This window comes from Alteromonas sp. ISO5, assembly GCF_058105165.1.
This window is the reverse complement of sequence record NZ_CM176572.1, coordinates 1,330,130-1,356,253: the sequence shown is the minus strand read 5'-3', so window position 1 is coordinate 1,356,253 and position 26,124 is coordinate 1,330,130. Positions and strand designations below refer to the sequence as shown.

Sequence of the window (26,124 nt, the reverse complement as noted above, 5' to 3'; positions counted from 1 at the left end):
TATTGATTGCAAAGCCACCCACGTTAGGGAATAGACAAAGGGAATAATAGCAGTGTAACGGGGCGGGAGGATGACCATGCGAAACTTGCTGGATAGTGTGCTTAAACCGGTCAGGCGGGCGTCTGATGCTGGCTCGGCACAATTTGCCCAATGGTTTATGCAATCCCGCCACCGCTTTACCATTACCGGCTTAAGCCGCAGTGGTAAATCTATGCTGTTTACCAGCCTGATGACGATTCTTAAGTACCGTAGCGAGGAGCAGTATCAGTGTTTGCCCTTACTAAGGTATTTGCCCATGGATCTTGTCGAAAATATGTGGGTGGAACCCCTTGGCGACCTGCCTGAATTCCCGTTAGAAGAGCACATGGCAGCCCTGGAAAGAGGCGAATGGCCACCGGCTACTGAATCGGTGGCTGGCTTTCAGTTAACCGTTCGGTTGCGGCAAACCCACGGGGTTAAAAAGTACCTGCTGCCTTTCACCGATATCGTGTTTGAATTTATCGATTACCCCGGTGAATGGCTTACCGATTTACCCATGCTGGATAAAACCTTTACCCAATGGTCAGACTCCGCCTGGGCACAGCAAATGAATGAGCCGCAGAATCAGTTCGCTAAAGACTGGCACGAGGCGGTGAGCGGGTTCGATTTTGAACAGCCGCCCACGCCCGATGTGATTAACGTGCTGGTTAGCAAATACCGCGAGTATTTGCTGGCGGCCAAAGCTGAAGGTATTTCTATGCTGCAGCCGGGAAGTTTTCTTATTCCCGGTTCGGGCTTCGACTGGCAGGAGTACGGCTTTACGCCCTTGCCGTCGCGGATCAGCAGCGATTTATCCAGCCCGTGGACCCAGCGCTTTACCCATCATTTTGAGGTCTTCCAGAAAGACTGGCTGGCAGTATTAAAACAAAGTACGTTTCGCGAAACCGACAAGCAGATAATACTGGTGGATCTATTTGAGGGCTTGAACCACAGCAAGAGCCATTTGTATCAGTTGCGGGAAACCCTGAGTAATCTGGCGCAAACCTTTGTGTATGGTGCCCCGGGCTGGGTGCAACGTCATCTGTTACGCCAGCAGAAAATTGCCAAAGTGGCTTTTGTCGCCACTAAAAGCGATCTCATTCCGGCCGCGCAGAAAGATAATCTGCTGGCGCTGCTTAAAGATGTCACCCGGGGCGCAACGGCTCAGCTGGATAAAGACGACATTCAGTTTGAACACTTTCTGCTGTCGGCCATTCAGGCTACCGATACCGGTTCAAGTGACCAGGCCTTACGCTACATAAACAGCGAAGGGCGGTATATGGAAGCGACCTTCGAGCCCTTACCGGATTCGTTAAAAGCCATGCCTGCTGATGAACATTATCCCGCTTTACCGGCCGGTGTGCCTAAGGATCACCTGGCGCGTATTTTAAATGGCAATGGCCTGGACAGGCTGTTTCAGTATCTACTGGAGGACTAACCGTGAGCACCACAGAAAAAACCTATCGCTCCAAAGTCACGCAAACGGAAATTGACATGCAGCCGCCGGATCATGCCATGCCGGCTAAGCGGGAGGCGGAGCCGTTAACCGTGGTTGAACCGGGTAAGGGGTTTTCTGCGAAGTGGCTGGCGCTGCTCTCAGGTATCGGCTGTGTGGTTGGTTTTAGCTTATTTGAAGCCGTCACGTTTATTGAAAGCAACTTTGCCTCATCGCCGGTGGCGACTTCGGTGCTGGCTGCGGTATTGGGGGTATTCGTGCTTAGCGTATCTACTATGACCCTTGGTGAGGTGCGAGGTTATCGTAAGGTCACTCAGTTTATTCATCGTCGCCCTAAGCTATCGGCACTGGCGCGCAACGACTCCAGGCAGGCAACGCTGGATGCATTGCAGCTGCATGCCAGTCAGTTTACCCGGCACAGCTATGCCGAGCAGTGCTATAAGCGTTTTACCGGCTTGTTAAAGGCCGACCATTCCAGTGACGAGATTGTGGAAATGTATCGCCAGTTTGTGGCGCAGCCGGTGAAAGCCAAAGCCAGCGAAGTGGTGAAAAAGGAATCCATGGCCAGTGGTAGCATGGCGTTTATCAGTCCTAACCATCTTATTCAGTCACTGATGATTTTATGGATCAGCATGCGCACCATAAAACGGGTAGCCAAAGTCTATGGGCTGCGACCCGCCACGGCTGGCAACTGGAAGCTGATGAAAATTCTCGCTCAGAACCTGGCCGCGCAAAGTATTTTTGATTTAGCTACCGATGAGATGACTAATCAACTGAGCGGTTCGTTGGCCGCCAAACTGATGGAAAACTCTGCCGAAGCCGTGGCAGCCGGGGCCCTGAATGTTCGATTGGGTAAAACCCTGATGCGCTTGCTGGAAGAAGAAAAGTAGCCATCAGTGTGGCGCGCAGTTTATCGGTAAAAATAGCGTATTGGGCGTTTACGCTATTGTCTGGAAGGAACCAACACCCATTTTGTCATTCTAAAGTCATGTTACTGATGTAACGTAGAAAACAAAAATGGCTGTGAAAAATATAGGAACACCATGATTACACGACGACAGTTTACCGTCGCCTTAGGAACACTGGCAGCCGCCGGTATGTCAGGCGGCCTTTTCCGACAGCCCATGGCGGCAACCAATGTTGCCATGAAAACCAGTGCTGGTTATGGCCCGCTGATTGACGATCCTAAGGGCGTACTGGCATTACCCGAAGGCTTCTCTTATCAGGTCTTATCCTCTTTCGGCGATAAAATGGATGACGGACTACTGGTACCAGACCGCGCCGACGGCATGGGCTGTTTGCCTCTGGATGAAAACCGGGTTGCACTGATCCGGAACCACGAATTACAGCCCAAGCATTTAACGGAATTCGGGCCCGGCCAGCCGACGCCGTTTAAATCTGCCTTGGCTTACGACAACAATAGACGTAATGAAGCCTTGCCGGGTGGCACTACCACTCTTGTTTACAATACGAAAACTGGCAACAAAGAGCAGGAATATCTGAGTCTTATAGGCACGGTGCGAAACTGCTCTGGTGGCATTACGCCATGGGGAAGCTGGCTTACCTGTGAAGAAAGCGTTGATACGCCTTCTGACGATGGTAATAAATATCACGGTTATGTATTTGAAGTGCCCGCCAACGCAAACGGACTGGTTGAGGCTAAACCGCTCAAAGCACTGGGGCGGTTTAATCATGAAGCCGCCTGTGTGGATCCTGAAAGCAGTATTGTTTACATGACGGAAGACCGCGGTGACAGTTTACTGTACCGCTTAATCCCCAATGAATACGGTAATCTGGCCGCCGGTGGTCAGTTGCAGGCGCTGGCCGTTAAAGGCTATCCAAAGTTTGACTCTCGTAACTGGAACAAACGTGAAATGCCGGTAGGTGAGTGGCTGGATGTTAGTTGGGTGGATATTACTTCGCCCGACAGTGCTGAAGATGATCTGCGTAAACAAGGGTATCAGGCAGGCGCAGCGTTGTTTGCCCGGGGTGAAGGCATTCACTGGGCAGAAGACCGGTTGTATTTCTGCTGTACCAACGGCGGGCACAAAAAGCTGGGACAGGTAATGGCTTACAAGCCTTCCGTCTATGAGGGCAGCCCGGGAGAAAGTGACGCGCCGGGTGCTTTGCAGTTGTTTGTAGAGAGTGCCGACAGCCAACTGCTTAACTTCGGTGATAACCTTACGGTTACGCCTAATGGTCATTTGATTATTTGTGAAGATCAGTACACCGCCATTGTGGATAATTATTTACGAGGTGTGACGCCAGCTGGTGAGGTGTATCCTTTTGCGCGGCTGGCTTTGCAAACCGAGTTGGCCGGGGCGTGCTTCTCGCCGGATGGCAAAACGCTGTTTGTGAATCTCTATTCGCCTGCCAAAACCCTGGCGATTTCGGGACCCTGGAATCACCGGAACTCGTAAGCTTTCAAAACACGGCAGCCAGCCCTCCGGTTGCCGTGATAAATTCGGAATAGATTTAGTTGGTTTATTAGGAATAATTAATATTTCTATTCCTGCGAATAAGCTATTCCTGTGTAATAATTAATCACGTTTGCGAATAATGGTAAGCTGATTAACCCCTGAAAAGATATAAAAACGTTATTTGTTTACTTTGGTCGCTCAAATTTTAAGCTTATGAATTTATTTGATTAAATTTTGAATTTTTGGCTATTTTATAATGTATTGCCGATATCAACGCGATTCCGGCGAGGAAGTTTTGTATTTGACTAGAATAAATAAACGCTTTGAGCAGAAAATTATTATTGATATGAGATAAAATATTTCAAAAAATATGAATAATTAGAAAAAATTATTCTTGACGTGTGGTCGTGCTGTGGGTTAAATGTTGACCATAAGTGGTAATTTAGCCGCACTAAAAACAGCAAAAGGGTCACACTCATGAATAACGAACTCACGTCAATCAAGGCGAAATTTGCCGGGCAGTATCTGTCTGGTCAGATTCGTCAGGCAATTCGTCAATCCTGGAAAAATCGTTCAACCTCTACTGCTGCCGTTATGTTTGCCGGTGCAGTGGCTGCGGGTATCTGCGCACCTGTTCAGGCACAGCAAATTACCGGGAGTATTAAAGGTACCGTAACAGCACCGGGGGGGGATGTTGCCGTTAGTGGTGTGCAGGTAGTAGTTACCAGTGATGTGATGCCAAAACCGCGTAGTACAACAACCCGTCCCGATGGTACGTTCACGCTGCCGTATCTGCTCCCTGGCGACTACGACGTTACTTTCACCTTCGCAGATGGTTCAGTGCGTAAAACCAATACTAAGGTTCTTCTGGAACAGGCATCTGTGGTTAATTTTGCTTTTGAACCCATGCAGGCTGAACGCATTGAAGTATATGGTACTGCTATTGTTACAGAAGGTGATTCATCGCTGACTAACTCGTTCGGCGAAGACGTTATTGCTAACATGCCCATTGGTCAGTCTTATCGTGACATGCTGAAAATTTTGCCGGGTGTAGAATATACTGAAAACGGCGTACTGGGCCCCTCAGCTGGTGGTTCGGGCGTGGATAACAGCTATGCATTGGATGGTGTGGATTTATCCCTGCCGATGTTTGGTAACTTATCTTCATCACCTTCAACCCACGATATCTCCTATGTTTCGGTAGACCGTGGTGGTTCAAAAGCCATTGGTTTTAACCGTGCTGGTGGCGTAAATGTTAACTCTGTCACCAAGTCAGGTACCAATGACTTCCACGGCAGCCTAGAATACCGCATTCAGAATGCGGACTTTACTGCAACACCTACAGATGGTGTCATCAGTGACGTTGATAACAGTTGGATTATTGGCTCAGTGAGCGGTCCGATTATTCAGGACCAATTGTTTTTTTACGGCTCGTATTATCGTCCTGAAACCACCGGTGAAGATAAACAAACCGCTTACGGTCCGGCGAAATCTTATAAGCGAGTTCGTGATGAATATTATGGTAAATTAACCTGGGCACCAACTGACGACATTCTGATCAATGTTAGTCACCGTAATACCGACATCGAGGAAGAAGGTGCGTCAATCGGCGAGTTCGAAACCGATAGCGTTTCCCGTGGTGGCGAATCTAAAAGTAAAATCACCGCAGTTGATGGTTCATGGCTGTTAGGTGATACATCCAGCCTTACTTTTAAATATTCGAAATATACCGATGAAGGGGTTGAAGGCCCTGATGTTGAATTTGGATTTACACCAGCACTTGGCGATTCGTTAGATATTGCCAATATGGATCAGCTTGGTTACTTTTTAGTGCCCAGTGAGCGTGACTATCCGGCAAATGCTACGCCAGAAGAAATGGCCGAGTATGATATCTTCAACGCGCTGGCAGCTGGCTATGTTCAGCAGTACGGCTACATTGATGACGATGGCGAATTAAGCGGCGGCGGCGGTGTCGGCGCGTACCCTACTTATAATACCACTGAGTATAATCGTGAAGCGTTCCAGATTGGTTTTGATACCGAACTTTATACTGGTGATATGACTCACTTCCTGCATTTTGGTGCGCGCTGGTCAGAGGGCGAAGAAGAGCTTGCTCGTCTGTCTAACGGTTGGGGTAACGTCAGACTCATAGGTGGATTAGGGACAGACGTTGACCCAGATAGAACCGATGTATATTACCAGGCAACAATTCAGCAAATGAGCTTGTTGCAGAATGGTGAAACGGTACCTCCTATCAAGTCTTCTATTGAATCACTCGATTTTGAAATCAATGACGAAATTGAGCACGGTGACTTTACCTACAATATTGGCGTTATGGTGAGCCGGGACACGTTTTATGGTCAGGGGCTGCGTAAAAACAGCGCAAATGTATCAGGCTATGAGTTAGCGCCTGGCGCGAAATACGAAATGTATAAAACTGACTGGAAAGATATGATCCAGCCGCGTTTAGGCGTTACCTGGGAATATGAAGATTCCTCAACGGTATTTGCAAACTATGCCAGTTATAACCCCAATGCCAGTTCACTTCCGCGTGCTGCGTCGTGGGCTCGAAATACCCAGCGTGACCTAGATGTGAACTTCGACCAAGACGGCAACTACATTGACTTTGATCCAGCTGCAGGATCATCAGGTAAGTTCTTCGCCGATAACATGAAGCCGCGTCGTATTGATGAGTTCACCATTGGTACCACTAAACTGGTTACTAGCGAATTGTTCCTGCGTTCACACGTTCGTTATCGCTACGGTAGTCACTTCTGGGAAGATATGCCTAACGGTGCGCGTTCGTATGGCAAGTATGGTGATATCGGTCAGGTACCTGCGGATATTGCAGCAAAAGGTGATTATATCCCTAACCTGGGTGCAATGCGTGATGAAGTAGGCGGTTCCAGTTATGTGATTGCCGAAGTTGATGGCGGCCAGACCAAATACTGGGAATGGAGCATGGAGGCGGAATACCAAGATGACAAATGGTATGTAAACGCGTCTTATGTATGGAGCCATTACTACGGTAACTTTGACCAGGACAACACAACGTCAACTAATGATGCGAACACCTTTATCGGTTCGTCATACTATGGGGACGGCCGTGGTCGTATGCCATGGGATAACCGCTATGGTAAGTTAGCGGCTGATAAGCCACATAAAGTTAAAGTTATCAGCACCTATACCACTGACTGGGAAGGTATTATGGGCGCTTACTTTATTTTCCAGTCGGGTGAAGCCTGGACTGCCTGGGATGGCACTGGTTATGGTTATGCAACTTCACATACCAGCCGTTATGCTGAACCTGCCGGCAGCCGCCGTGGTGCCAGCCACTGGCAGGTGGACCTAAGTTACACGCAAAACTGGGAGTTTGTTGAAGGTTATACTGCCCGTTTCAGAGCGGATCTGTTTAACGTGTTCGATAAGCAAACCGGATATAACTACAACCCGTACCTGACCGATGACAACTTTGGTGAAGCGCGTAGTTACTACAACCCACGCCGTGTTCAGCTGGCTGTAGGCGTGAAGTTCTGATTTCCGTATAACCTCGTTGACTCACGACGGTTGAGCCACCTCTTTGAGGTGGCTTTTTTTGTGCTGCTGATTAGTTCGCCATGCAGAAGAAATTCAGCTTATTGCCGTCCAGGTCACGAACATAAGCACAGTAGTATGCGTCCATTCGCACGCCGGGTTCGCCTTCTGTCGTACCACCTAATTCAATTGCTTTGGCATAAAATGCATTTACCTGATCAGGATCAGTAGCAGCAATTGCCACCATGCTACCGTTACCCACGGTCGCTGGCTTTTCATCATAAGGGGTTGCGATGGCGAACATGGGCGCGGCGGGGTTATTGCCCCAGGCAATCATGCGCGGTGCGTCAATAGCACGCTGAGCACCTGCCAGACTTAAAAGTTCGTCGTAAAAGGCAGCGGCCTTTTCAATATTGTTGGTACCAACGATAGTGTAAGCGATCATATAAAATTCCTTGTTATTAACAGGCCCCATTGGCTTGCAGAATAGTGTAGAGCAAGAAGTCCCCGGCCGGAATGACTATTTATCCCTATTAACCCGGTCTGTGTGCTACCAAACATATGGGGCGAAATCGGCTAATCTCAACAAATAGTCTATCAGGGGTTAACAAAAACCGGTCTGCTATAGCCTGACTGGTCAAATTCTGGTAGTCTAAATGGGAATGATTGTTATTTAAGTGGTGCGCGGGTGACCGCTGCACAGTTTTTTGGCCAGCAGGTGCCACTGATTAGGTGTTTTTAGTATGACGTTATGGGAATTAGGTAAGTCAAAATCTGCCAAGGTTACTCAAATTGACGCCTCCCTCGATCAACAAATTATTGACCGCCTGAGCGAAATGGGCCTTTCCACAGGTCGTGATGTGCAGTGTATCCGACGCGGTCCCTTAGGTGGGCCAATGGTCATGCAGTTAGGTGGAAGTGTTTTTGCTATGGAGCACGACCTGGCCACCCGTATTCAGATTTCCCCACTGACTGAAATATCCAGTTAGTCTAGATTCAGGACAGCCGTATTCATGCAACGCATTTTAATGGTAGGTAAACCCAACTGTGGTAAGAGTTTGCTGTTTAACCAGCTTACCGGGTTACGCCAGAAAGTCGCTAACTATCCAGGTATCACTGTCGAAATCACGCGCGGCAAGTGTGACAAATTCGAGCTGGTAGATTTACCTGGCGCGTATTCGTTAAATGGTTTAACCCGTGACGAAGTGATCGCAGTTGAGGAAATTAAACGTTCTGTTGCCGATGACGACACGTCGATGGTGCTGGTGGTGCTGGATGCCACACGGTTGGCGCAGAGTTTGGTGATGGGCCTGCAGGTTCAGCGACTTGCTTTTGAGCATAACAAACCGGTGATGTTTGCCCTTAACTTTATTGATGAAGTTAAGCGTGTGGGCGAAACCATCGATACAGACGGTTTGTCGAAAGCCCTGGGCAGTCCGGTATTAGCGCTGTCGGCTCGTTCTTTGGATGGTTTACACGAGTTTAAGCAAAGCTTACTGGGCATGGCTGGTGAACCAGAGCGTTATGTTACAAACGACAGCACACCTCATGCGGATGCTGCCGAGCGCAGTCAGGAACTGGCCCGGGATTTCGGCATTCAGCACGATATCGTACTGAGAAACCAGAATCGTATCGACAATTTCATGCTCAACAACTGGACCGGCGGGATTATGTTTATTGCCGTGATGTTCGTGTTATTTCAGAGCATTTTTACCCTGGCTACGCCGTTAATGGACGGGGTGGAAGATTTTATTGGAACCCTCGCTGGCGGTGTGGGTGCGGTCACCGCAGAAGGCGTGGTGCACGACTTTATTAACGATGCCATCTTTGGTGGTTTCGGTTCCTTTTTGGTGTTTGTACCCCAGATAATGGTACTCACGCTGATCATTGGGCTGCTGGAAGACTCCGGCTATCTGGCCCGGGCGGCACTGATGTGCCACCGGCCGCTGAGCTTTTTCGGGCTTTCCGGACGCAGTTTTATACCGTATTTATCCGGCCATGCCTGCGCGATACCCGCTATCATGGCGGCGCGCACCATAGAGTCGCCTCACAAACGCCTGATCACCATGCTCACTATTCCGCTAATGTCGTGCTCGGCACGCCTGCCCGTTTATGCTTTGCTGGTAGCCGTACTGGTGCCTGCTAATGAGACGTTCCTGGGGATTTTCAATATGCAGGGCGCGGCGTTCTTTGGCTTGTATTTCTTTGGTATTTTCATGGCCCTGGTGGTCAGTCAGATCCTTAACCGTTTCCTGCCTCGCGATCTGGAAAAAAACGATATGCCGTTTATTCTGGAACTGCCAACCTATCGATTGCCACACTGGAAGCCGCTTTTTCAGCGGGTGTTAAACAGCGGTATTATGTTTATTAAGCGCGCTGGCCCCATTATCTTTATGGTGTCGGTGGGAATCTGGGTTTTAGGCTATTTCCCATTGAACTCAACGTTACAAAATTCCTGGCTGGGTCAGATCGGCCACTTTATTGAACCTATTTTTACGCCGATGGGACTCGACTGGCGTTACGGTGTGGCTATTCTGATGTCATTCCTGGCCCGTGAGGTGTTCGTCGGCGCGCTGGGGACACTGTTTGGGCTGGAAGGCGCAGATGAAGACGTTGCCGGTCTTGCTGAACGGGTACAGGCAGACGGCATGACCACCGAAGCCGGACTGGGGCTGATGTTATTCTACGTGGTTGCACTACAGTGCGTGGCAACCGTTGCCATGCTCAAAGGCGAAAGCGGGAGTAGCAAGCTGTCCTGGGGCTTATATGTGGCTTACGGGTTATTGGCTTACGTCATTGCGGTGGCCGTTAACCAGATAGGCGGTCTGCTTTAACAGACCGCTCAATTAGAGTATTACTAGCAATGCGCACTAAGGCAGCGAGTTTTTGCTAAATGCTTTATGGCTAACACTTCTCCCTGTTTAGCTGCCTTTGCTATCCATTGTGTGCCCGATTGCGGCTGTTTGGTTATACCTACGCCATTAATCAGCGCCATGCCATAATGATACTGTGCAATTGGGTTACCGGCATTTGCGGCTTTAGCCAGCCATTGGGTTGATAATTCTGGTTGTGCCTCCCTGATTGTGCCTTGTTCATAAAGCAGTGCTAAATAGATCATTGCCGAAGTTGAACCTCGTTGCGCACACTGGATTAAAAACTTTTCACTATCATTGTGTAAGCCGCCTTTGTCGAGTAAGTAGGCGTTATAGCAGATCGTACCAATTCGATCAGGAAAACGGTTCATTTGTTCCTGATAGTAATGCCAGGAAAAGTCCGTGGGATTTAATGCTCCACCATATTCATCGATCTCGCCATCCATAAATTGAGCTGTACTTGGCAGAGGCAGGAAAATCATCAGCACCATCACATAATTTGCGGTTTTCATCATTGCGCCCCTTATTGCGGAACAGGATAAAACAGGAAATTGAGGATCAGTAATAACGCCCAAAACCCGGTTTCAATAGTTTCTGTAACAGGCTGAATACGCAGCACTGCTCCCCAAATGTGTACGATCACCATTAAAATGCAAAACAGAATAAAAAATTGCAGGATAAAGGGCGTTCCAAGGTTATAGAGAGCCGCTTGCATAAACATAATATTGGTGACGATGGCAAATGCGCCCAGGCACCTTCCGAAGTATATGGTCAGGTGTGTGTCATCAGGAACCTTCCACAGTAGAAGCTTTGCCCACAGACAAGGCCTAAAGAAAAGCGGCAGACTGAAAGCAAAAAACGTGATGAGCGTTATTACCAACAGGTAGGTTTGTGCGTGTTCTGACCAAATTCCAATCCAGGACATTGTGATACCTTTTGTTGCTAGTTAATCGACCAGCTCATTGCACACTAAACGGCAATCGGATATGCCAGAAAACGCAAAGTTATTCGCAAGAAATTTGCAAGATTTTATTCAAAATGGTGATAAAGACTTATACGGGAGGGCTAAATCGATATCCCTGACCGTGTACGGTTTCGATTACCGTAGGCAGCTTCTTTTCGGGATCGAGTTTTCTACGTAGGGTGATGATGTGTTGTTCCAGCGCCCGGCTATTTGGCATAAATTCCCGCCCCCATGCTGCATCATATAATTCTTGTTTAGTGATAACTTCGCAAGGGTGACTGGCAAAATGCCGGAGTAACTTTACGTCCCTGTCTGTGAGGTCGATGGCTAAGTCCTGCCGTAAAGCACGCAATTGTTTCGGGTAGATTGTCAGATCGCCTAACCTGAAACCGGTTTCCTGATATCGTGTTTGGGTTGCCTTTGCTGGTTGCTGACGGCGCGAGAAAAGAACGCTGCCTGTTGATATCCCCAGTATTGCCAAAGCGGCTACGGCCCAGGTGACCCAGGTATGATTTGGCACTTCAGTATCGGAAAGTGCGAGTTGCTGATTGATCTCATCAGGCGAGACAGAAAATAAAGTGGCCAGTTGCTCGACATTAAGCAGTGCGCAAATGATCTGCTGTGTTCGATAGCAATAAAATAATTCGGCGCCCGAAGCATCTGCCTTTTCTGCCCGCCAGGGGCGGGCGAGTACTGCAAGTGCTTTTAATCGCTTTTCGGCAGCGATAACAGGCTGATCCAATACATGGAGTACTTGTGCGGTAGCCGGATAACGTTGTTCACCATCAGCTTGCCAAATTATCGCACTATTGATGACTGGCGAGGCAGAAATATACAGTCTGGTGCCTGCTACGTCACTGCGCTCATTTAAGGTTGCTATATGCTGCAACTCACTTTGCAGATATTCATTTACTTCGGTGTTGTCTGGGGATGCCAAGGCAAGTTGGGGTACGATTTCCAACATCGTCACAATGAGTGCTAAAACGATAATAAATCGACTCATAAGCCTACTCAAAAAAACCAAAATCAGGCTGGTATCGGGCGCGTGTCTTATCGCGCTCCCAAACTACTATTTAAGGTTAAGACTTTGCTTATAAAAGGCCATTGCCGATTCGCGGTTATTGGTCTTTTCGTTTATCTCTGCCAGTAACAACAAACCTTCCTGTGTAGGGTTAAGCTTCATGGCTTTTTGCAATGCTTTGTCAGCCAGCAAATTGTCGCCGGCGTTATAGGCTACATGACCCAGTACCATGTATAGCTCATGGTTGTCGTCATCGGCCTTAATCCATTTTTCCAGGGCTTTAATGGCTGGTGCCGGGTTAGGTAACTGTAATCCTTTCAACAATGGCAGTAATTGCGGCTGCGGCCCGCGCTTTTGCCAGTCGAGTAACACGGTTTGTGCCTCCTGGTGCATACCCTGACTGAGCAATTGTTCGGCATAGGCGGCCTGATAGCCAATATCATTGCGCTGCTTACGGGGCAGATTGTCCCAGAACGATTTAAGGGCAATTGCGCCTTGCTTGCTGGCTACTTCGGCTAAGCGACCTTTGGCAATTTGCTTCGACCATTTGGCGTAGTCATCACCGAGAATCTTCTTATATCCACCCAGTTCTTGCTCAAGTTGCTCCCACTGACCGCTTTCTGCCAGCGCCTGTACTTTTAGCTTAATAGCGGGCGCTGCGGCTTGTTGTTTGTCGTTAAGTTGAGCCAGTTCTGTTAATGCGTCTGCTGGTTGGCCTTCCGCCAATGCCATGCGGGCCAGCGTCACTCTCGCTGCCAGCGCGGAACTCTCGTAATCAGCGGCTTCGTTAAGCTTGCGCTCGGCGGTGTCTTTGCGGCCTCTTGCCACGGCTGCCTGCGCTGAAACCAGGTAGTTTACCCCTTCGAATTCGCCGTTCTCGGCCTGATCGGCGGCTTTGGTTGCAGCCTCCCAGTCACCCTCTGCGAGGGCCTGAATACTGCGATAAAAAGCCTTTTGCGTTTTACGCCGTGAGCGGTTGCCAAACCAACTGCCTGAGAGTTTAGTTAAGCGCCACGTACGGCTGAATAAGGTTGAGAGGATGATCCAGCCAACCAGACCAATAAATACCATGATAGCCAGGGCGACGACGCTGGTTTCTACCACCAGGTTACCCATCTGTATCAGCACATAGCCTTTGTCGCCCACCAACGATGGCGCGGCAATCATTGCGACCAGACATACCGCCACAATGACTAAGATATAGAGAAGTTTCTTCATAGTGCGCTGGCTCCTTCACCGAACACACGTTTTACCCGGCTGTCGAGCAGCGATTCAAGGGCAGCCTGTGAACTCAGTTCAGTGGGAATGGCTTTGCTGATATCGGTATTTTTTAACTGCCCCAGGGCACTCTGAAATCCTGATACATCACTGTTTGTCTGAATGTAGTCTTCGCTGATTATCGCCTGAGCACGTTCAACAGAGGCCTGATACAGCGCCTGCTCACCGGCCAGAGCGGCAGTTTGAGCCTGTTGCAGGGCCAGCTTGATTTGCTCGCGTGACAGCCATTGCTGTTGAGCTGTCATCATGGGTTCAACGGGTTCGTCGCGATATTCAACCCGAATAAAAACATCCACCAGTGAGCGCCACACATTTAGCAGGTTTTGCTTCCAGTCGCTGGTGGAGTCACTGACTTCGTCGCTGATAAATTCATTGGCTTCTTTGGGGGTGATAATGGCCAGCTTATCAACCTGTTTAACCAGGCCGTCGAGGGCCAGCGCGACCGACACTTCGGAGACCGGGTTGACCTGTTGAAGGGCCTGAATGTCCTGGGCGATTAAAGCTCTTACCGGCAGAACCGATGGATCGGCTAATGATTTTAAGCGCTGATCAGCGTTACCAAGTAGCATTATTGCGGTACGCAAATCCTTCTCCAGCCACAATTTACGTCCGGCCATACGCACCAGATAATCGGCTTCGGCTATTAACCAGTCAGTGGGTCTGCGGCCATCTAATTCCTGGATTTGTGCCAGTGCGCCCTGCAGTTGGTTTTCCAGTTGTTGCACGGTGGCCTGTTGAGCGGCTTCACCGTCCAGTACTTCCCGGGTAGCCGTTGCCTGGGCACTGATTTGCTGTTCGAGCTCGGCGGCTTTGCTGCTCATCTGGCTGTGTTTCTGGCCAAGATCATTGTTGAGCTCGCTGCGCAGAGAGTCAAGTTTGGCCTGGGTTACGCTGTGCTGATTGAAATACCAGTAACCACCGTAGGCCGTGCCGCCAAGAAGCAGCAGGTTGAGCAGAGTGAACAGCCATAGCAGGCCTGTTTTGGCTGCTTTGGGTGGAGCTGACTGAGCAGGCTTGGGGTTGTCTGGTGAGCTTTTGGGCGCAGCGGATTTAGCCGAAGTTTGTTTGGCGCTGGCTGTGTCGGGCAACTGCTTGGGTTGCTCTTGGTTTGGTTGCTGCTGATCAGCCATATATCACTCCCAATTCTGCTGAATCCATGAAATGAGCGCTTCGTTGCTGGCTTTAGGGCAAACATCAATTTGCCGGATACCTTGTTGATGAAGCTGTTGCGCTATGCGCTCACTGACCGTTAACCATTTTACACCGGTTAGCGGCTGGGTATTACATTGTTTTAAAAGTGCCTGGGCCTGTTCGCTACTGGTGACAATAATGCCCTCCAGCTGTGTCCAGTCACAGGTCCTGCTAAATACGGCAGGTATTAAGGGCACTCGCTCATAAAGCACCACCTCGTTTAGCCTGGCACCGCGTAGGGTTAGTTGTTCCGGGATTGTAGTACGCCCGCCTTTACCCTTTAATAACAAAATGTGCCTATTGGCGCAATCATTGAGCAATGGTAAAGCGAGCACGCCTTCTGAATTTTCGGTAGCCGGTACAATGGTCGTTAATCCGGCGTTGGTCAGAATAATGGCGGTACTTTGACCGACAGCAATGACTGGCTGTTTGCTAATGTCACCGGCCAGGTGAGTTACCAAGGGTATCGCTGCCGCGGTACTGGTGACTATTATTATGGCATCCGGGTGACTCGCCAACAATGTCTGCAATCTGGCAATGCCGGAGGAAACCTCGGTGGTTTGCTGTAATGCAATCACGCTGGCCGATAGCCCGGCCTCGGCAAAAGCCGAGTCAGTGGTGGCTAATTTTGCCAGCGGCCGGGTGATAAGATACATAGCCGGCTACTGATGCAAGGCCTTTAAGATGTCGCCGGCACCCTGCTCCAGCAACGACTCAGCAACCTCATTGCCCAGTGCAAAGGCATTCTCGCGGTGGCCTTCGGTGCTCGCGTACAACAGGGTTTGACCATCTGCCGAGCCCACCATGCCGGTTAGCTTCAGCGTGTCACCCTCAAGGGTGGCAAAACTGCCGATAGGTACCTGACAACCGCCCTCAAGACGTTCATTCATGGCACGTTCTGCAACCACTCGTGAAGCGGTGTCGGCATCATTAAGGGCAGCCAGTAACGCAATGAGTTCGGCATCATCGTTGCGGCATTCTATGCCCACTGCGCCCTGCCCCACTGCAGGTAACGATTGCTCCTGAGGAATAGACTGGGTAATCCGGCTTTCCATGCCCAGACGGATAAGGCCGGCACAGGCCAGAATGATGGCATCGTAGTCGCCGGCGTCCAGCTTAGCCAGTCGGGTGTTAACGTTGCCGCGCAGGTCTTTAATGACTATATCCGGACGCAGGTGCTTTAACTGACACTGACGCCGTAAGCTACTCGTGCCTACCACAGCACCTGCCGGTAGCTCATCGATAGTGTTATAGGTATTAGATACAAAAGCGTCGAATGGATTTTCCCGCGGGCAGATTGCATGCAGGCCAAATTCTGCCGGAAACTCTACCGGCACGTCTTTCATGGAGTGCACCGCGATGTCGGCGCGCCCTTCCAGCATGGCAATTTCGAGTTCTTTAATAAACAGGCCTTTACCGCCAATTTTCGCTAACGGCGTATCGAGAATACGGTCGCCCTGAGTAGACATGGGCACCAGCTCCACCTTGCATTCGGGGTGATGCGTTAATAACTGTGCCTGAACATATTCGGCCTGCCACATGGCCAGGGCACTTTTACGGGTGGCAATTCGGATAGTGCGGGAAGACTTCACTGCAATATTCGCCTTTAAACTTGAATTCAATAACTGCGCTTGCCGGACACCAGCAGCGCCAAAGCGCAAAGTGTAAACGATTTTGCAGACACAGGCGATGTTATACCGCCTGTAATTGATCTATCCCAAACGTGCCTGCAGCCACTGACTGATGGCGTTGATCTCATCAATATTGACATTATGCTGCATGCGATAGCTCTGCCAGCTAACGTTATACTTATTGGCAGTGAGGGTATCGTAGGCAGCCTTACCCATTTGAATCGGCACTACGTCATCCATTTCGCCGTGGGCCATGAAAACCGGCGTTTGCTGATTAGCCGGATGGGCTTCAGCAACCAGTAACTGCGGCTGACACATGTAGGTTGAAAGGCCCATAATTCCGCCCAGCGACTTACTAAAACGGGGGCCCAGGTGCAGTGCAATGACACCGCCCTGAGAAAAGCCGGCCAGAATGATTTTTTCCGGCGGGACGCCATTACGGATTTCTGCTTCAATAAGCTGTTCCACTTGATCGGCGGATTCTCTGACCCCGGTAAGATCGGCGCGTTTGTCGAAATCCATGGACTTAATATCGTACCAGGCGCGCATGCGCATGCCGCCATTAATGGTCACCGGGCGCTCCGGTGCGTGCGGAAAAACAAACCGTACACCCAGGGCGTCGGGTAACTTTAACTCCGGAACTATTGGCGCAAAACCATGGCCGGAGTGCCCCAGCCCATGTAACCAGATAACGGTGGCTTTAATCTCAGAGACCGGGTTGGTTTCGATGTAAGGTAATGCACTGCTCATTGACCGATGGTTCCTTTTGCTATTGTTTTTACGAATTAAAATTAACACTCACCGACCACAGGTACAATGGTCTTACCGGTATTGATGAATATTGTTGTTGCGGCGTTTATGTGGACGCCGAGTGTGCTACACTCTCGCCGTATAACCTCATCATAAAAATGAAGCATAGAACACCATTATGACCACACAACTCGGCAATCTGTTTATTTTAGCGGCCCCGTCTGGCGCCGGTAAATCCAGTTTGATAAAAGCGCTATTGTCTAAAGCGCCGGATGTTAACTTTAATCCGAAGCAGGTGTCTGTGTCGCATACCACCCGGACCCCCCGCCCTGGTGAAGTGGATGGTGAGCACTATCATTTTGTTACCCGTGAACAGTTTGAAGCACTGATCGCCCAGCAGGCATTTTTTGAATATGCCGAAGTGTTTGGTAACTATTATGGTACGTCCCGCATTACTATCGAAAATACCCTGAGCCAGGGCATTGATGTATTTTTGGATATTGACTGGCAGGGCGCCCGTCAGGTAAAAGCTCTGATGCCCGATACCTGTAGCATCTTTATTTTACCACCGTCTACTGAGACGCTGCGTGAAAGGCTGGTCAATCGCGGTCAGGATGAACAAAGTGTCATTGATAAGCGCATGGCAGAAGCGGTGTCTGAAATGTCGCACTACAATGAGTTTGACTATGTGTTGGTCAACGACGAGTTTACGGAAACGTTGCAGGAGTTAAGCAGTATTGTTGAAGCCCAGCGTTTACGTACGGCTAAGCAAAAAGCCCGTCACCAGTCATTAATAGAGAGTTTATTAAGCGCCGGGTGATTTATTACTACCCAATTGAGTATGGCTTGTTGTATACTACGCGGCCATTTTTTTAATATTTTTGTTCGAATCGGAGATTTTCATGGCTCGCGTAACAGTCGAAGATGCAGTAGATAAAGTTGGTAACCGTTTTGATCTGGTATTGGTTGCTGCACGTCGTGCCCGCCAAATCGCCACTGAAGGCAAAGATCCAATGGTTGATGTGAGTAACGATAAGCCAACGGTTATTGCGCTGCGCGAAATCGAAAAAGGCTTAGTGACTGCAGAAACCCTTGAGCAAGACGAGCTGCGTGACCAGCAGGATCAGGAGCACGCTGAGTTTGCATCAGTTGCAAATATCCTGTCTGATCAGTAAAACGGATAGCCCTCGGAAGCACAAATTGACAGCGCCAGTGTGTCTTTTATAAGAAACACTGGCGTTTTTCGTTGGAAACCGACGCGTTTCACCGTATTCTTGAAAAACGCTTGAAATTATTGGAAATACGCTACACACGTGTATCTGTTTGAAGGGTTAAAACAAAAAATTGCCGAATACCTGCCACCGGAACGGGTTCAGCTCGTTCAGGACGCTTTTGTATTGGCCCATGAAGCCCATGATGGTCAGATGCGATCGAGTGGTGATCCTTACATCACCCACCCGGTTGCAGTAACCAGCATTCTGGCTGACATGCACCTTGACCATGAAACTCTCATGGCGGCTTTGCTGCATGACGTAATTGAAGATACTCATTATAGCCAGGAAGATTTGGCCGAAGCCTTTGGCGACACGGTGGCTGATCTGGTGGAAGGGGTGAGTAAACTCGATAAAATCGCCTTTAGCAGTAAGCAGGAAGCTCAGGCCGAAAACTTTCGTAAAATGATGATGGCCATGGTGCAGGATATCCGGGTTATCCTGATTAAACTGGCCGACCGCACGCACAACATGCGTACACTGGGGTCATTGCGCCCGGATAAACGTCGTCGTATTGCGCTGGAAACCCTCGAAATTTATTCGCCTATTGCCCATCGTCTGGGTATTCACGATATTAAAAATGAATTGGAAGATCTTGGTTTCCAGGCCATGTATCCCATGCGTCACCGTGCCCTGAAATCAGCGGTGAAACAAGCGCGGGGTAATCGTAAGGAAATCATCGAGAATATCCGTCAGGAGTTGGGCACCCGCCTGGAAGGCTACCAGATTGAAGCCACTGTAGTGGGCCGTGAAAAACACCTCTATTCTATTTACCGCAAAATGAAGAATAAAGAAAAGATGTTCAATGAAGTGATGGACATCTATGCCTTTCGCATTGTGGTAAATTCCGTGGATGACTGTTATCGCTCCTTAGGGGCCATGCACGGTCTTTATAAGCCCATTGAAACACGCTTTAAAGACTACATCGCCATTCCGCGAACCAACGGATATCAGTCGCTGCATACCTCTTTGGTGGGGCCGCACGGGATTCCGGTAGAAGTACAGATTCGCACCCAGGCCATGGATCAGATGGCTGACAAGGGGGTTGCTGCCCACTGGATGTATAAAGAATCCAGTGATGGTACTACCGCCCAGCTACGCGCCCGTAAATGGATGCAATCGCTACTGGAATTGCAACAAAGCGCCAGCTCATCCTTTGAATTTATTGAAAGCGTTAAAACCGACCTGTTTCCGGACGAAATCTATGTGTTTACCCCGGATGGCCGAATTATTGAATTACCGGCGGGCGCTACGGCAGTAGACTTTGCTTATGCGGTACATTCTGATATCGGGAATACCTGCGTGGGCGTGCGGGTTGAGCGCCGTAATTACAGCCTCAGCAAACCTCTGCAGAATGGTCAGACTGTAGAGGTTATTACCTCCCCACGGGCTAAGCCTAACGCTAACTGGCTAAATTTTGTGGTCAGTGCCCGGGCGCGGACGCGGATCAGGCAATACCTGCGTAAGCAGCGTTCTCAGGAAGCCCTGACCATGGGGAACCGACTGTTACGTCACGCTCTGGGCGCGGTCAAACTGGATGACATAAGTCAGGAATCCGTCGATCGTGTGGTGGCAGAAACCAAGCATGCATCCTTTGAAGATTTACTGGTGGATATTGGCCTGGGTAATGAGCTCAGCGCTATTGTTGCCCGCCGTCTGTTAGGCGAAAACGAAGATATTCCCGATAAGAAAGGTAATGTGGCTATTCGTGGTACGGAAGGCCTGCTGGTCACCTACGCCCGCTGTTGTCATCCGATCCCGGATGATGAAATTGTGTCGGTGCTTAGCCCGGGTAAAGGCATGACCATTCACCAGAATGGTTGCCCGAATATTCGTAAGCTGGTCAAAGAAGAGCCACAACGGGTACTGCAGATGACCTGGGATGAAGAGCCGCAGGGGGAATTTAAAGCCTCACTACGTGTTGAGCTGTTTAATCATCAGGGTACACTGGCTACACTGACTAATAACATTGCCTCGTGCGATTCGAATATCATCGGACTGCAAACTGAGGAAAAAGAAAGCAATATCTACTTTGTAGATCTTGAATTAACCACTTATAACCGCGTACATCTGGCCAACGTTATGCGCAAAATACGCATAATGCCGGAAGTACAACGGGTGTCGCGACACAGCCAGTCGCGACATCATTAATTGAGAAGGACTCATCATGGCAAAGTCGATTATTCAAACTGATAAAGCACCCGCTGCAATTGGCACTTACAGCCAGGCAGTTAAAGCCGGTACCACTGTGTACCTGTCAGGCCAGATCCCGTTAGTGCCAGCCACGATGGAATTGGTATCTCAGGATTTTGCTGAGCAGGCTACCCAGGTATTCGAAAACATCAAGGCTGTATGTGAAGCGGCTGGCGGTACTACTAATGACTTGGTGAAAGTAAACATTTACTTACTTGACCTTGGCCATTTTGCCACCGTCAATGAAATTATGTCTAAGTACTTTGCCAAGCCTTATCCTGCACGCGCAGCAATTGGCATTAAAGAGTTACCTAAAGGCGCTCAAATTGAAATCGACGGCGTGATGGAACTGCCGGAGTGATAGCTGTCAGCAGCCATTGATAGAGTAGATAAAATTGTACTGAAAGAAAAAGGCCCGCTTGCGGGTCTTTTTAGTTTTTGCTTATACCAATCTCCTATGAGGATTGGTATTCACTATCTAACGAGAACAATGATGCGACAACAGTTTTTCTTGATCCTGCTGTGTGTAATGCTGCCATTTGGTGCTTCTGCCAAAGCGTTAGCACCCGAGGCTAACGCCGTAACCCCGCTGCTAAATGGTATGAAAGTGCCGGCTGTGACCTTGCAGTTTCCGGATGGTAGTCCGGTAAGTCTGCATGCGCTGACCATAAATAAGCCCGCCATCATTTTGTTTTATCGTGGCGGCTGGTGCCCTTACTGTAATCGTCAGTTTGGTGAGCTACAGGCTATTGAAGACCAATTGCTGGATTTAGGTTACCAAATCCTGGCGATTTCGCCGCAAACGCCGGCAGCGTTGCAATCTCAGGAACTCGAAACCGAAATGAAAGTTCAGCAATTGTCAGACGTTAAACTGGATGCCTTGCGTGAATTCGGCATAGGCTTTTACGTAGACGACGCCACGGCGAAAAAATACGACGACTATAATATCGCCCTGACCAAAGATGACACCGGCACGCCGGTATTGCCCGCGCCCGGGGTATTCATTGTCAATCAAAAGGGGCTGGTTGAGTTTACTTATGTGAACCCGGACTTTACCGTGCGCCCTTCTGCTCAGCTGATTTTGTCGGTAGCTGAAGTACTCGCCGGCGAACGTTAATCCGCGTAACCGATATCATGGCGCAGCATGTAGTTGAGCAGCGCCAGTGATTCTGGGTCACCACTGTTTTTTAGCCCCTCACAAACCCCGGCCATATCGGCGGTATTTTTGTGCTGGCCGAGCTTGCGTAAGCCCTGCAAGCTGTCTACTTTAATCTCAATACCGACAATACCGCGGATCAGTTTTTGCTGGTAGTCGATGAGTGATGTAGCGAGCGTTTCAGGATTGTAATCCGGCTCAAAAGCCTGCATGAGCTCGTTGAGCGCTGCGGGTAATGCCTCATCACTCATAACACTTACCGTGCCTTTGGCATGAACCGCCACATAATTCCAGGTAGGCACATTGGGTTCGCTGGCATACCACTTAGGCGAGATATAGGCGTGAGGGCCGCTAAACACGGCAACTACCGGGGTGTTATCCAACGCCTGCCAGTGCGGGTTTGCGCGCGCCATATGGCCTGTTATAAAGAGGCTGTCACCTTCTTGCCTTACCAGCAGCGGCACATGGGTTGTCTGCAGATCGGGCGTGGTTATCAGCGCGAAGGGGTGCGCTTTAATAAAAGCTAACTGGGCTTCGGTATCGGTAAAAGAAAAAGCCGACGGGACAAACATAAAGACTCTCAGACACTAGGGTTAGCCTTTGATAATACGTGATCAGCGAATTTCCACAAAGGGTAAAAAGCGCGGCTGAGGTTCAGTGTCGGTGCGTGCAAATTCACCAAAAGGCGGTGTTGTGAGATCATCCGGAGGCGCTCCAAGCTGATTTAAGTCCACCCCTGTGCCACGCCGGTGATCCGGCCGTCCTGTCGGCTCATCTTGTAGTAAATACCATTCCAGAAGTTAGCGCCAAACTCGCCTTTTTTCTTGTACATAAATAACAGGTCGTGCGCCAGCCAGCTAAAATCCTCAGCACTCACCGTGCGGGGTTGACCGTATGGGTAAGGCCGATGACATCACAGTTCAGGGCCGTCCAGGCTTTTCATTTCCTTCATTGACAAAAAGTAATCAGTAAAATGGCTGTGGTCGATGGTGAGGGTGTAGCGAATCCCTTTAGCTTTGGGTACGAAGGTGACTCTGCCGATGTCCAGTTGCTCGCCTTTGTTGCCTTTTACTATAATGCGCTTCTCACCTGGAGCGGGTCATTGGTGTGCGCTGAGGCGACTGACTGGCTTAAGTCCGTCAGCGCCAATAGCAAGGTGGCAAGGGAGAACAGGTTCATGGCGGTATCCGAAAAGTTGATGGTTTATTCACTATAGACCGAGGGGGTCTGGCGAAAAGGTACATTAGGCCACTTAAAGTAGTAGACCCCCGCGAGAGCAAGCACGGGGTGATTGATGCTCGCAATGCCTAAGCGCTTGATTTAATATGCCCCTAAAAGTAAGGAATGACACTCACATGCGGTCTGAACAGCCTCTTGCCACCATGCCAATTACCCAGCTTAAGGGCGTTGGTGCCAAAGTGGCGGAGAAACTGGCGAAAATCAATCTGGTAACCGTGCAGGATGTGCTCTTTCACCTGCCCTCACGCTATGAAGACCGCACTCGTATTTATCTCATCGGCGATTGTTTGCCATTCACCCACGTTAGCATTCTGGGCGAAGTAAAATCGGCGGATATCCAGTACGGCAAAAAGCGCATGCTGGTGGTGAAACTCTCCGATGGCACAGGCACCATGACGCTGCGATTTTTTCATTTTGGTGCTCTGCAGCGCACCATGATGTCGCCCGGTAATCAGATCCGCGCTTTTGGTGAAGTGCGTACTGGCAAATGGGGGCTGGAAATGATGCACCCCGAGTTTATGCTGATTGAAGAAGATGCGGCGCCCATGGAAGAGACCCTGACACCGGTATATCCCACTACCGAGGGCGTGAAGCAGCTTACCTTACGCAACCTTACCGAGCAGGCGCTGAAAATCCTCAATAAGGGCGGTCTGACCGACTTATTACCCGACGGCATGTATCAGCAACAGGTGAGCCTGAAAGAAGCGCTTACCCTGGTTCATCGCCCCCCACCAGACGTAGCGTTACAGGAGTTGGAAAACGGTGAGCACCCAGCGCAGATGCGACTGATACTGGAAGAATTGCTGGCCCAACATTTAAGTGTGTTGAAAGTTCGCCAGCAAAGCGACGCGCAGCCGGGTATTGCGATAAACGTTGATCATGCACTGGTGAAAAAATTACTCGCTGCCTTGCCATTTAAACCTACTGGTGCCCAGCAGCGGGTAACCAGGGACATTCAGCAGGATATGGCGCGTAGTCGCCCGATGATGAGGCTGGTACAGGGCGACGTCGGCTCTGGTAAAACTCTGGTTGCCGCACTGGCAGCGCTGTCGGCCATAGGCGGCGGTTACCAGGTCGCGCTTATGGCACCTACCGAATTGTTGGCAGAACAACATGCCAATAATTTCAGGGACTGGCTGGCCCCGCTCGGCATTGAAGTAGGCTGGCTGGCCGGTAAATTAAAGGGCAAGCAACGCGCTGAAGTGCTGGAGCGACTGGCAAGTGGTGAGGTGCAAATGCTGGTGGGCACTCATGCTATTTTTCAGGAACAGGTGACTTACAATCAGTTAGCGCTGGTGATTGTCGATGAGCAACACCGCTTTGGTGTACATCAACGTTTGGCACTGCGCGAAAAAGGTGAGCAGCAAGGGCGTTTTCCTCATCAGTTGATTATGACCGCTACCCCGATTCCCCGCACATTGGCTATGACTGCCTATGCAGACCTGGATACCTCAATCATTGACGAACTGCCGCCGGGACGCACACCGGTAAAAACGGTGGCGTTGCCGGACACACGTCGGGCAGACGTTATTGAGCGGGTGCGTGAGGCCTGTCAACAGCAAGGGCGTCAGGCGTACTGGGTGTGTACGCTGATTGATGAGTCTGAAGTGTTACAGTGTCAGGCGGCTGAAGATACCGCGGTTATTTTAAAGACCGCCCTGCCCGACCTGCAAATAGGCCTTGTGCACGGCCGTTTAAAGGCTGCTGAAAAGCAAGCTATCATGGGCGCCTTTAAGTCTGGCGAGCTGGATTTACTGGTGGCTACCACGGTGATTGAAGTAGGCGTGGATGTGCCCAATGCCAGTTTAATGATTATTGAAAACCCGGAGCGGCTGGGTCTGGCTCAACTTCATCAGTTACGTGGCCGGGTTGGCCGGGGGGCGGTGGAGAGCCACTGCGTACTAATGTACCAAAGCCCGCTGTCGAGAACGGCCACCAAGCGTCTGGCGGTTTTACGGGAGTCGAATGACGGATTTTATATCGCCCAGCAAGACCTTGAAATCAGAGGCCCGGGCGAGCTGATGGGCACCCGCCAAACCGGCATCGCTGAGTTAAAGATTGCCGATATTGTACGCGACGCGCCGCTTATTCCTCAGGTTCAGGAAATTGCCAATCGCCTGTGGGCGGAATACCCGGCTCGCGCTCAGGCCATTATTAACCGCTGGATAGGGCAGAAGGAGCATTATGGGCATGCCTGAGTTACCGTATCTGAGGCTTTCAGCGCAGCAACTGGCCGCGCCTTCCGAGGTCGAGCAACAATTGATCTCGCTGACCGGTTCGGTGGGGATCACAGCAGTGCATGAGTTACCGGACAACCAGTCGCTGGTTCTGGAGATCGTTGATGAGACCCTGCAGTTAATGGATTTGACGGTGGCCAACAGTAACGGCGTGTATGTGGATTTCTTATCCGGTCAAAGTCAGTACCGACGGCAGCATGGCGGTGGTAGTAAAGAGCCGGTTGCCAAAGCCGTAGGTCTTAAAGCCAACCAGCCTCTCACGGTGCTGGATGCAACGCCGGGGCTTGGGCGGGATGCGTTTGTACTGGCAGCATTGGGTGCCAATGTGATTATGATTGAGCGCTCACCGGTCGCTTACCTGTTGCTAGCGGATGGCTTACGTCGTCTCGCCCTGCAGGAACCGGATCTGGCTAAACAGTTTGTGTTGTATCACGCCAACAGCTGCGATTACATGCAGCAACTGGCGCCAGCCAGCGTGGATGCAGTGTATCTGGATCCCATGTTTCCCCACCGCAAAAAATCAGCATTGGTGAAAAAAGAAATGCGCCTGTTTCAACTGATGCTCGGCCCTGATGAAGACGCCGATTTGCTGCTGCCGGCGGCGTTGCATGCCGCTGCCAAGCGCGTGGTAGTAAAGCGCCCTAACAGTGCGCCATTGTTGGCTAATCGTAAACCTTCAATGGCAATAACCAGTAAGAAACATCGCTTTGATGTGTATATAAAAACCGTTTGATTTTGACCCGGCAAGACCGTTGTAGCTTGTACTGTAAAACCTTTCTTGTATTGTGTTTTATAATTTTCGAGCTCGCTTTGGGATAAATGACCGGGAACTTAAATCTGTCAGATAAGCCAGTGTAAAAATAGTAACCCTCCGTTAATCGGGGGCTTTTTT

At 50.0% G+C, this 26,124-nt stretch carries 24 protein-coding genes; 13 read left to right on the top strand and 11 right to left on the bottom strand.

Going from position 1 to position 26,124, the window contains the following annotated elements:
* Positions 1–76 precede the first annotated feature (76 nt).
* From AC2T0J_RS06125 to AC2T0J_RS06110, 4 genes are all read left to right on the top strand, one after another.
* Positions 77–1,456 carry a YcjX family protein gene (locus AC2T0J_RS06125; RefSeq protein ID WP_489809264.1) on the top strand — a complete coding sequence of 460 codons (1,380 nt, stop codon included), beginning with the start codon at positions 77–79 and terminating at the stop codon, positions 1,454–1,456.
* A 2-nt stretch (positions 1,457–1,458) separates the two neighbouring features.
* Positions 1,459–2,364, top strand: coding sequence for a DUF697 domain-containing protein (locus AC2T0J_RS06120; RefSeq protein WP_489809263.1), 906 nt, complete (start codon positions 1,459–1,461; stop codon positions 2,362–2,364).
* Between the two features lie 153 nt (positions 2,365–2,517).
* Positions 2,518–3,894, top strand: a complete 1,377-nt coding sequence (locus AC2T0J_RS06115; RefSeq protein ID WP_489809262.1) for an alkaline phosphatase PhoX — start codon at positions 2,518–2,520, stop codon at positions 3,892–3,894.
* A 477-nt stretch (positions 3,895–4,371) separates the two neighbouring features.
* Entirely contained in the window at positions 4,372–7,431 is a 3,060-nt protein-coding gene (locus AC2T0J_RS06110; RefSeq protein ID WP_489809261.1) for an outer membrane beta-barrel protein, read from the top strand.
* Positions 7,432–7,501: 70 nt separating this feature from the next.
* Here AC2T0J_RS06110 and AC2T0J_RS06105 read toward each other — a convergent pair whose 3' ends face one another.
* A complete protein-coding gene (locus AC2T0J_RS06105) occupies positions 7,502–7,873 on the bottom strand; it encodes a VOC family protein (RefSeq protein WP_489809260.1) in 372 nt (123 codons plus the stop codon).
* Positions 7,874–8,171: 298 nt separating this feature from the next.
* On the opposite strand from AC2T0J_RS06105, the gene AC2T0J_RS06100 reads away from it, so the two are divergent.
* Entirely contained in the window at positions 8,172–8,417 is a 246-nt protein-coding gene (locus AC2T0J_RS06100) for a FeoA family protein (RefSeq protein ID WP_489809259.1), read from the top strand.
* A gap of 24 nt (positions 8,418–8,441) precedes the next feature.
* On the top strand, positions 8,442–10,262 hold the full coding sequence (gene feoB / locus AC2T0J_RS06095; RefSeq protein ID WP_489809258.1) for a ferrous iron transporter B: 1,821 nt from the start codon (positions 8,442–8,444) through the stop codon (positions 10,260–10,262).
* Positions 10,263–10,285: 23 nt separating this feature from the next.
* Here feoB and AC2T0J_RS06090 read toward each other — a convergent pair whose 3' ends face one another.
* From AC2T0J_RS06090 to AC2T0J_RS06055, 8 genes are all read right to left on the bottom strand, one after another.
* On the bottom strand, positions 10,286–10,816 hold the full coding sequence (locus AC2T0J_RS06090; protein ID WP_489809257.1) for a tetratricopeptide repeat protein: 531 nt from the start codon (positions 10,814–10,816) through the stop codon (positions 10,286–10,288).
* A gap of 8 nt (positions 10,817–10,824) precedes the next feature.
* The gene (locus AC2T0J_RS06085) at positions 10,825–11,226 is read right to left on the bottom strand and encodes a hypothetical protein (RefSeq protein WP_489809256.1); all 402 of its coding nucleotides are present in this window, start codon (positions 11,224–11,226) and stop codon (positions 10,825–10,827) included.
* Positions 11,227–11,353: 127 nt separating this feature from the next.
* Positions 11,354–12,268, bottom strand: coding sequence for a winged helix-turn-helix domain-containing protein (locus AC2T0J_RS06080; RefSeq protein ID WP_489809255.1), 915 nt, complete (start codon positions 12,266–12,268; stop codon positions 11,354–11,356).
* 66 nt (positions 12,269–12,334) lie between these two features.
* Positions 12,335–13,504 carry a heme biosynthesis HemY N-terminal domain-containing protein gene (locus tag AC2T0J_RS06075; RefSeq protein ID WP_489809254.1) on the bottom strand — a complete coding sequence of 390 codons (1,170 nt, stop codon included), beginning with the start codon at positions 13,502–13,504 and terminating at the stop codon, positions 12,335–12,337.
* On the bottom strand, positions 13,501–14,694 hold the full coding sequence (locus tag AC2T0J_RS06070; RefSeq protein ID WP_489809253.1) for a uroporphyrinogen-III C-methyltransferase: 1,194 nt from the start codon (positions 14,692–14,694) through the stop codon (positions 13,501–13,503). The genes AC2T0J_RS06075 and AC2T0J_RS06070 overlap by 4 nt, the downstream gene beginning before the upstream one ends.
* A 3-nt stretch (positions 14,695–14,697) precedes the next feature.
* Positions 14,698–15,411, bottom strand: coding sequence for a uroporphyrinogen-III synthase (locus tag AC2T0J_RS06065; protein WP_489809252.1), 714 nt, complete (start codon positions 15,409–15,411; stop codon positions 14,698–14,700).
* A gap of 6 nt (positions 15,412–15,417) precedes the next feature.
* Entirely contained in the window at positions 15,418–16,296 is an 879-nt protein-coding gene (gene hemC, locus AC2T0J_RS06060) for a hydroxymethylbilane synthase (RefSeq protein WP_489810296.1), read from the bottom strand.
* A 171-nt stretch (positions 16,297–16,467) separates the two neighbouring features.
* Positions 16,468–17,136, bottom strand: a complete 669-nt coding sequence (locus tag AC2T0J_RS06055) for an alpha/beta hydrolase (RefSeq protein WP_489809251.1) — start codon at positions 17,134–17,136, stop codon at positions 16,468–16,470.
* A gap of 178 nt (positions 17,137–17,314) precedes the next feature.
* Here AC2T0J_RS06055 and gmk point away from each other — a divergent pair, with 178 nt between their 5' ends.
* From gmk to AC2T0J_RS06030, 5 genes are all read left to right on the top strand, one after another.
* Positions 17,315–17,956 (top strand): guanylate kinase, encoded by a 642-nt coding sequence (gene gmk, locus AC2T0J_RS06050; RefSeq protein WP_489809250.1) that lies wholly within the window; start codon positions 17,315–17,317, stop codon positions 17,954–17,956.
* 82 nt (positions 17,957–18,038) lie between these two features.
* The gene (gene rpoZ, locus AC2T0J_RS06045) at positions 18,039–18,311 is read left to right on the top strand and encodes a DNA-directed RNA polymerase subunit omega (RefSeq protein ID WP_489809249.1); all 273 of its coding nucleotides are present in this window, start codon (positions 18,039–18,041) and stop codon (positions 18,309–18,311) included.
* 138 nt (positions 18,312–18,449) lie between these two features.
* The gene (gene spoT, locus AC2T0J_RS06040) at positions 18,450–20,558 is read left to right on the top strand and encodes a bifunctional GTP diphosphokinase/guanosine-3',5'-bis pyrophosphate 3'-pyrophosphohydrolase (RefSeq protein WP_489809248.1); all 2,109 of its coding nucleotides are present in this window, start codon (positions 18,450–18,452) and stop codon (positions 20,556–20,558) included.
* A gap of 16 nt (positions 20,559–20,574) precedes the next feature.
* Positions 20,575–20,961, top strand: a complete 387-nt coding sequence (locus AC2T0J_RS06035; protein ID WP_489809247.1) for a RidA family protein — start codon at positions 20,575–20,577, stop codon at positions 20,959–20,961.
* 129 nt (positions 20,962–21,090) lie between these two features.
* Positions 21,091–21,717, top strand: coding sequence for a peroxiredoxin-like family protein (locus tag AC2T0J_RS06030; RefSeq protein ID WP_489809246.1), 627 nt, complete (start codon positions 21,091–21,093; stop codon positions 21,715–21,717).
* Here AC2T0J_RS06030 and AC2T0J_RS06025 read toward each other — a convergent pair.
* Positions 21,714–22,328: an FMN-binding negative transcriptional regulator gene (locus tag AC2T0J_RS06025; RefSeq protein WP_489809245.1), complete on the bottom strand. Its 615-nt coding sequence runs from the start codon at positions 22,326–22,328 to the stop codon at positions 21,714–21,716. The genes AC2T0J_RS06030 and AC2T0J_RS06025 overlap by 4 nt on opposite strands.
* 152 nt (positions 22,329–22,480) lie before the next feature.
* The gene (locus AC2T0J_RS06020) at positions 22,481–22,633 is read right to left on the bottom strand and encodes a hypothetical protein (RefSeq protein WP_489809244.1); all 153 of its coding nucleotides are present in this window, start codon (positions 22,631–22,633) and stop codon (positions 22,481–22,483) included.
* 478 nt (positions 22,634–23,111) lie between these two features.
* Between AC2T0J_RS06020 and recG the strand changes: the two genes are divergently transcribed.
* Both recG and AC2T0J_RS06010 read left to right on the top strand, forming a co-directional pair.
* Positions 23,112–25,193 (top strand): ATP-dependent DNA helicase RecG, encoded by a 2,082-nt coding sequence (recG, locus tag AC2T0J_RS06015; protein WP_489809243.1) that lies wholly within the window; start codon positions 23,112–23,114, stop codon positions 25,191–25,193.
* Positions 25,186–25,965, top strand: a complete 780-nt coding sequence (locus tag AC2T0J_RS06010) for a class I SAM-dependent methyltransferase (protein ID WP_489809242.1) — start codon at positions 25,186–25,188, stop codon at positions 25,963–25,965. The genes recG and AC2T0J_RS06010 overlap by 8 nt, the downstream gene beginning before the upstream one ends.
* Positions 25,966–26,124: the final 159 nt, after the last annotated feature.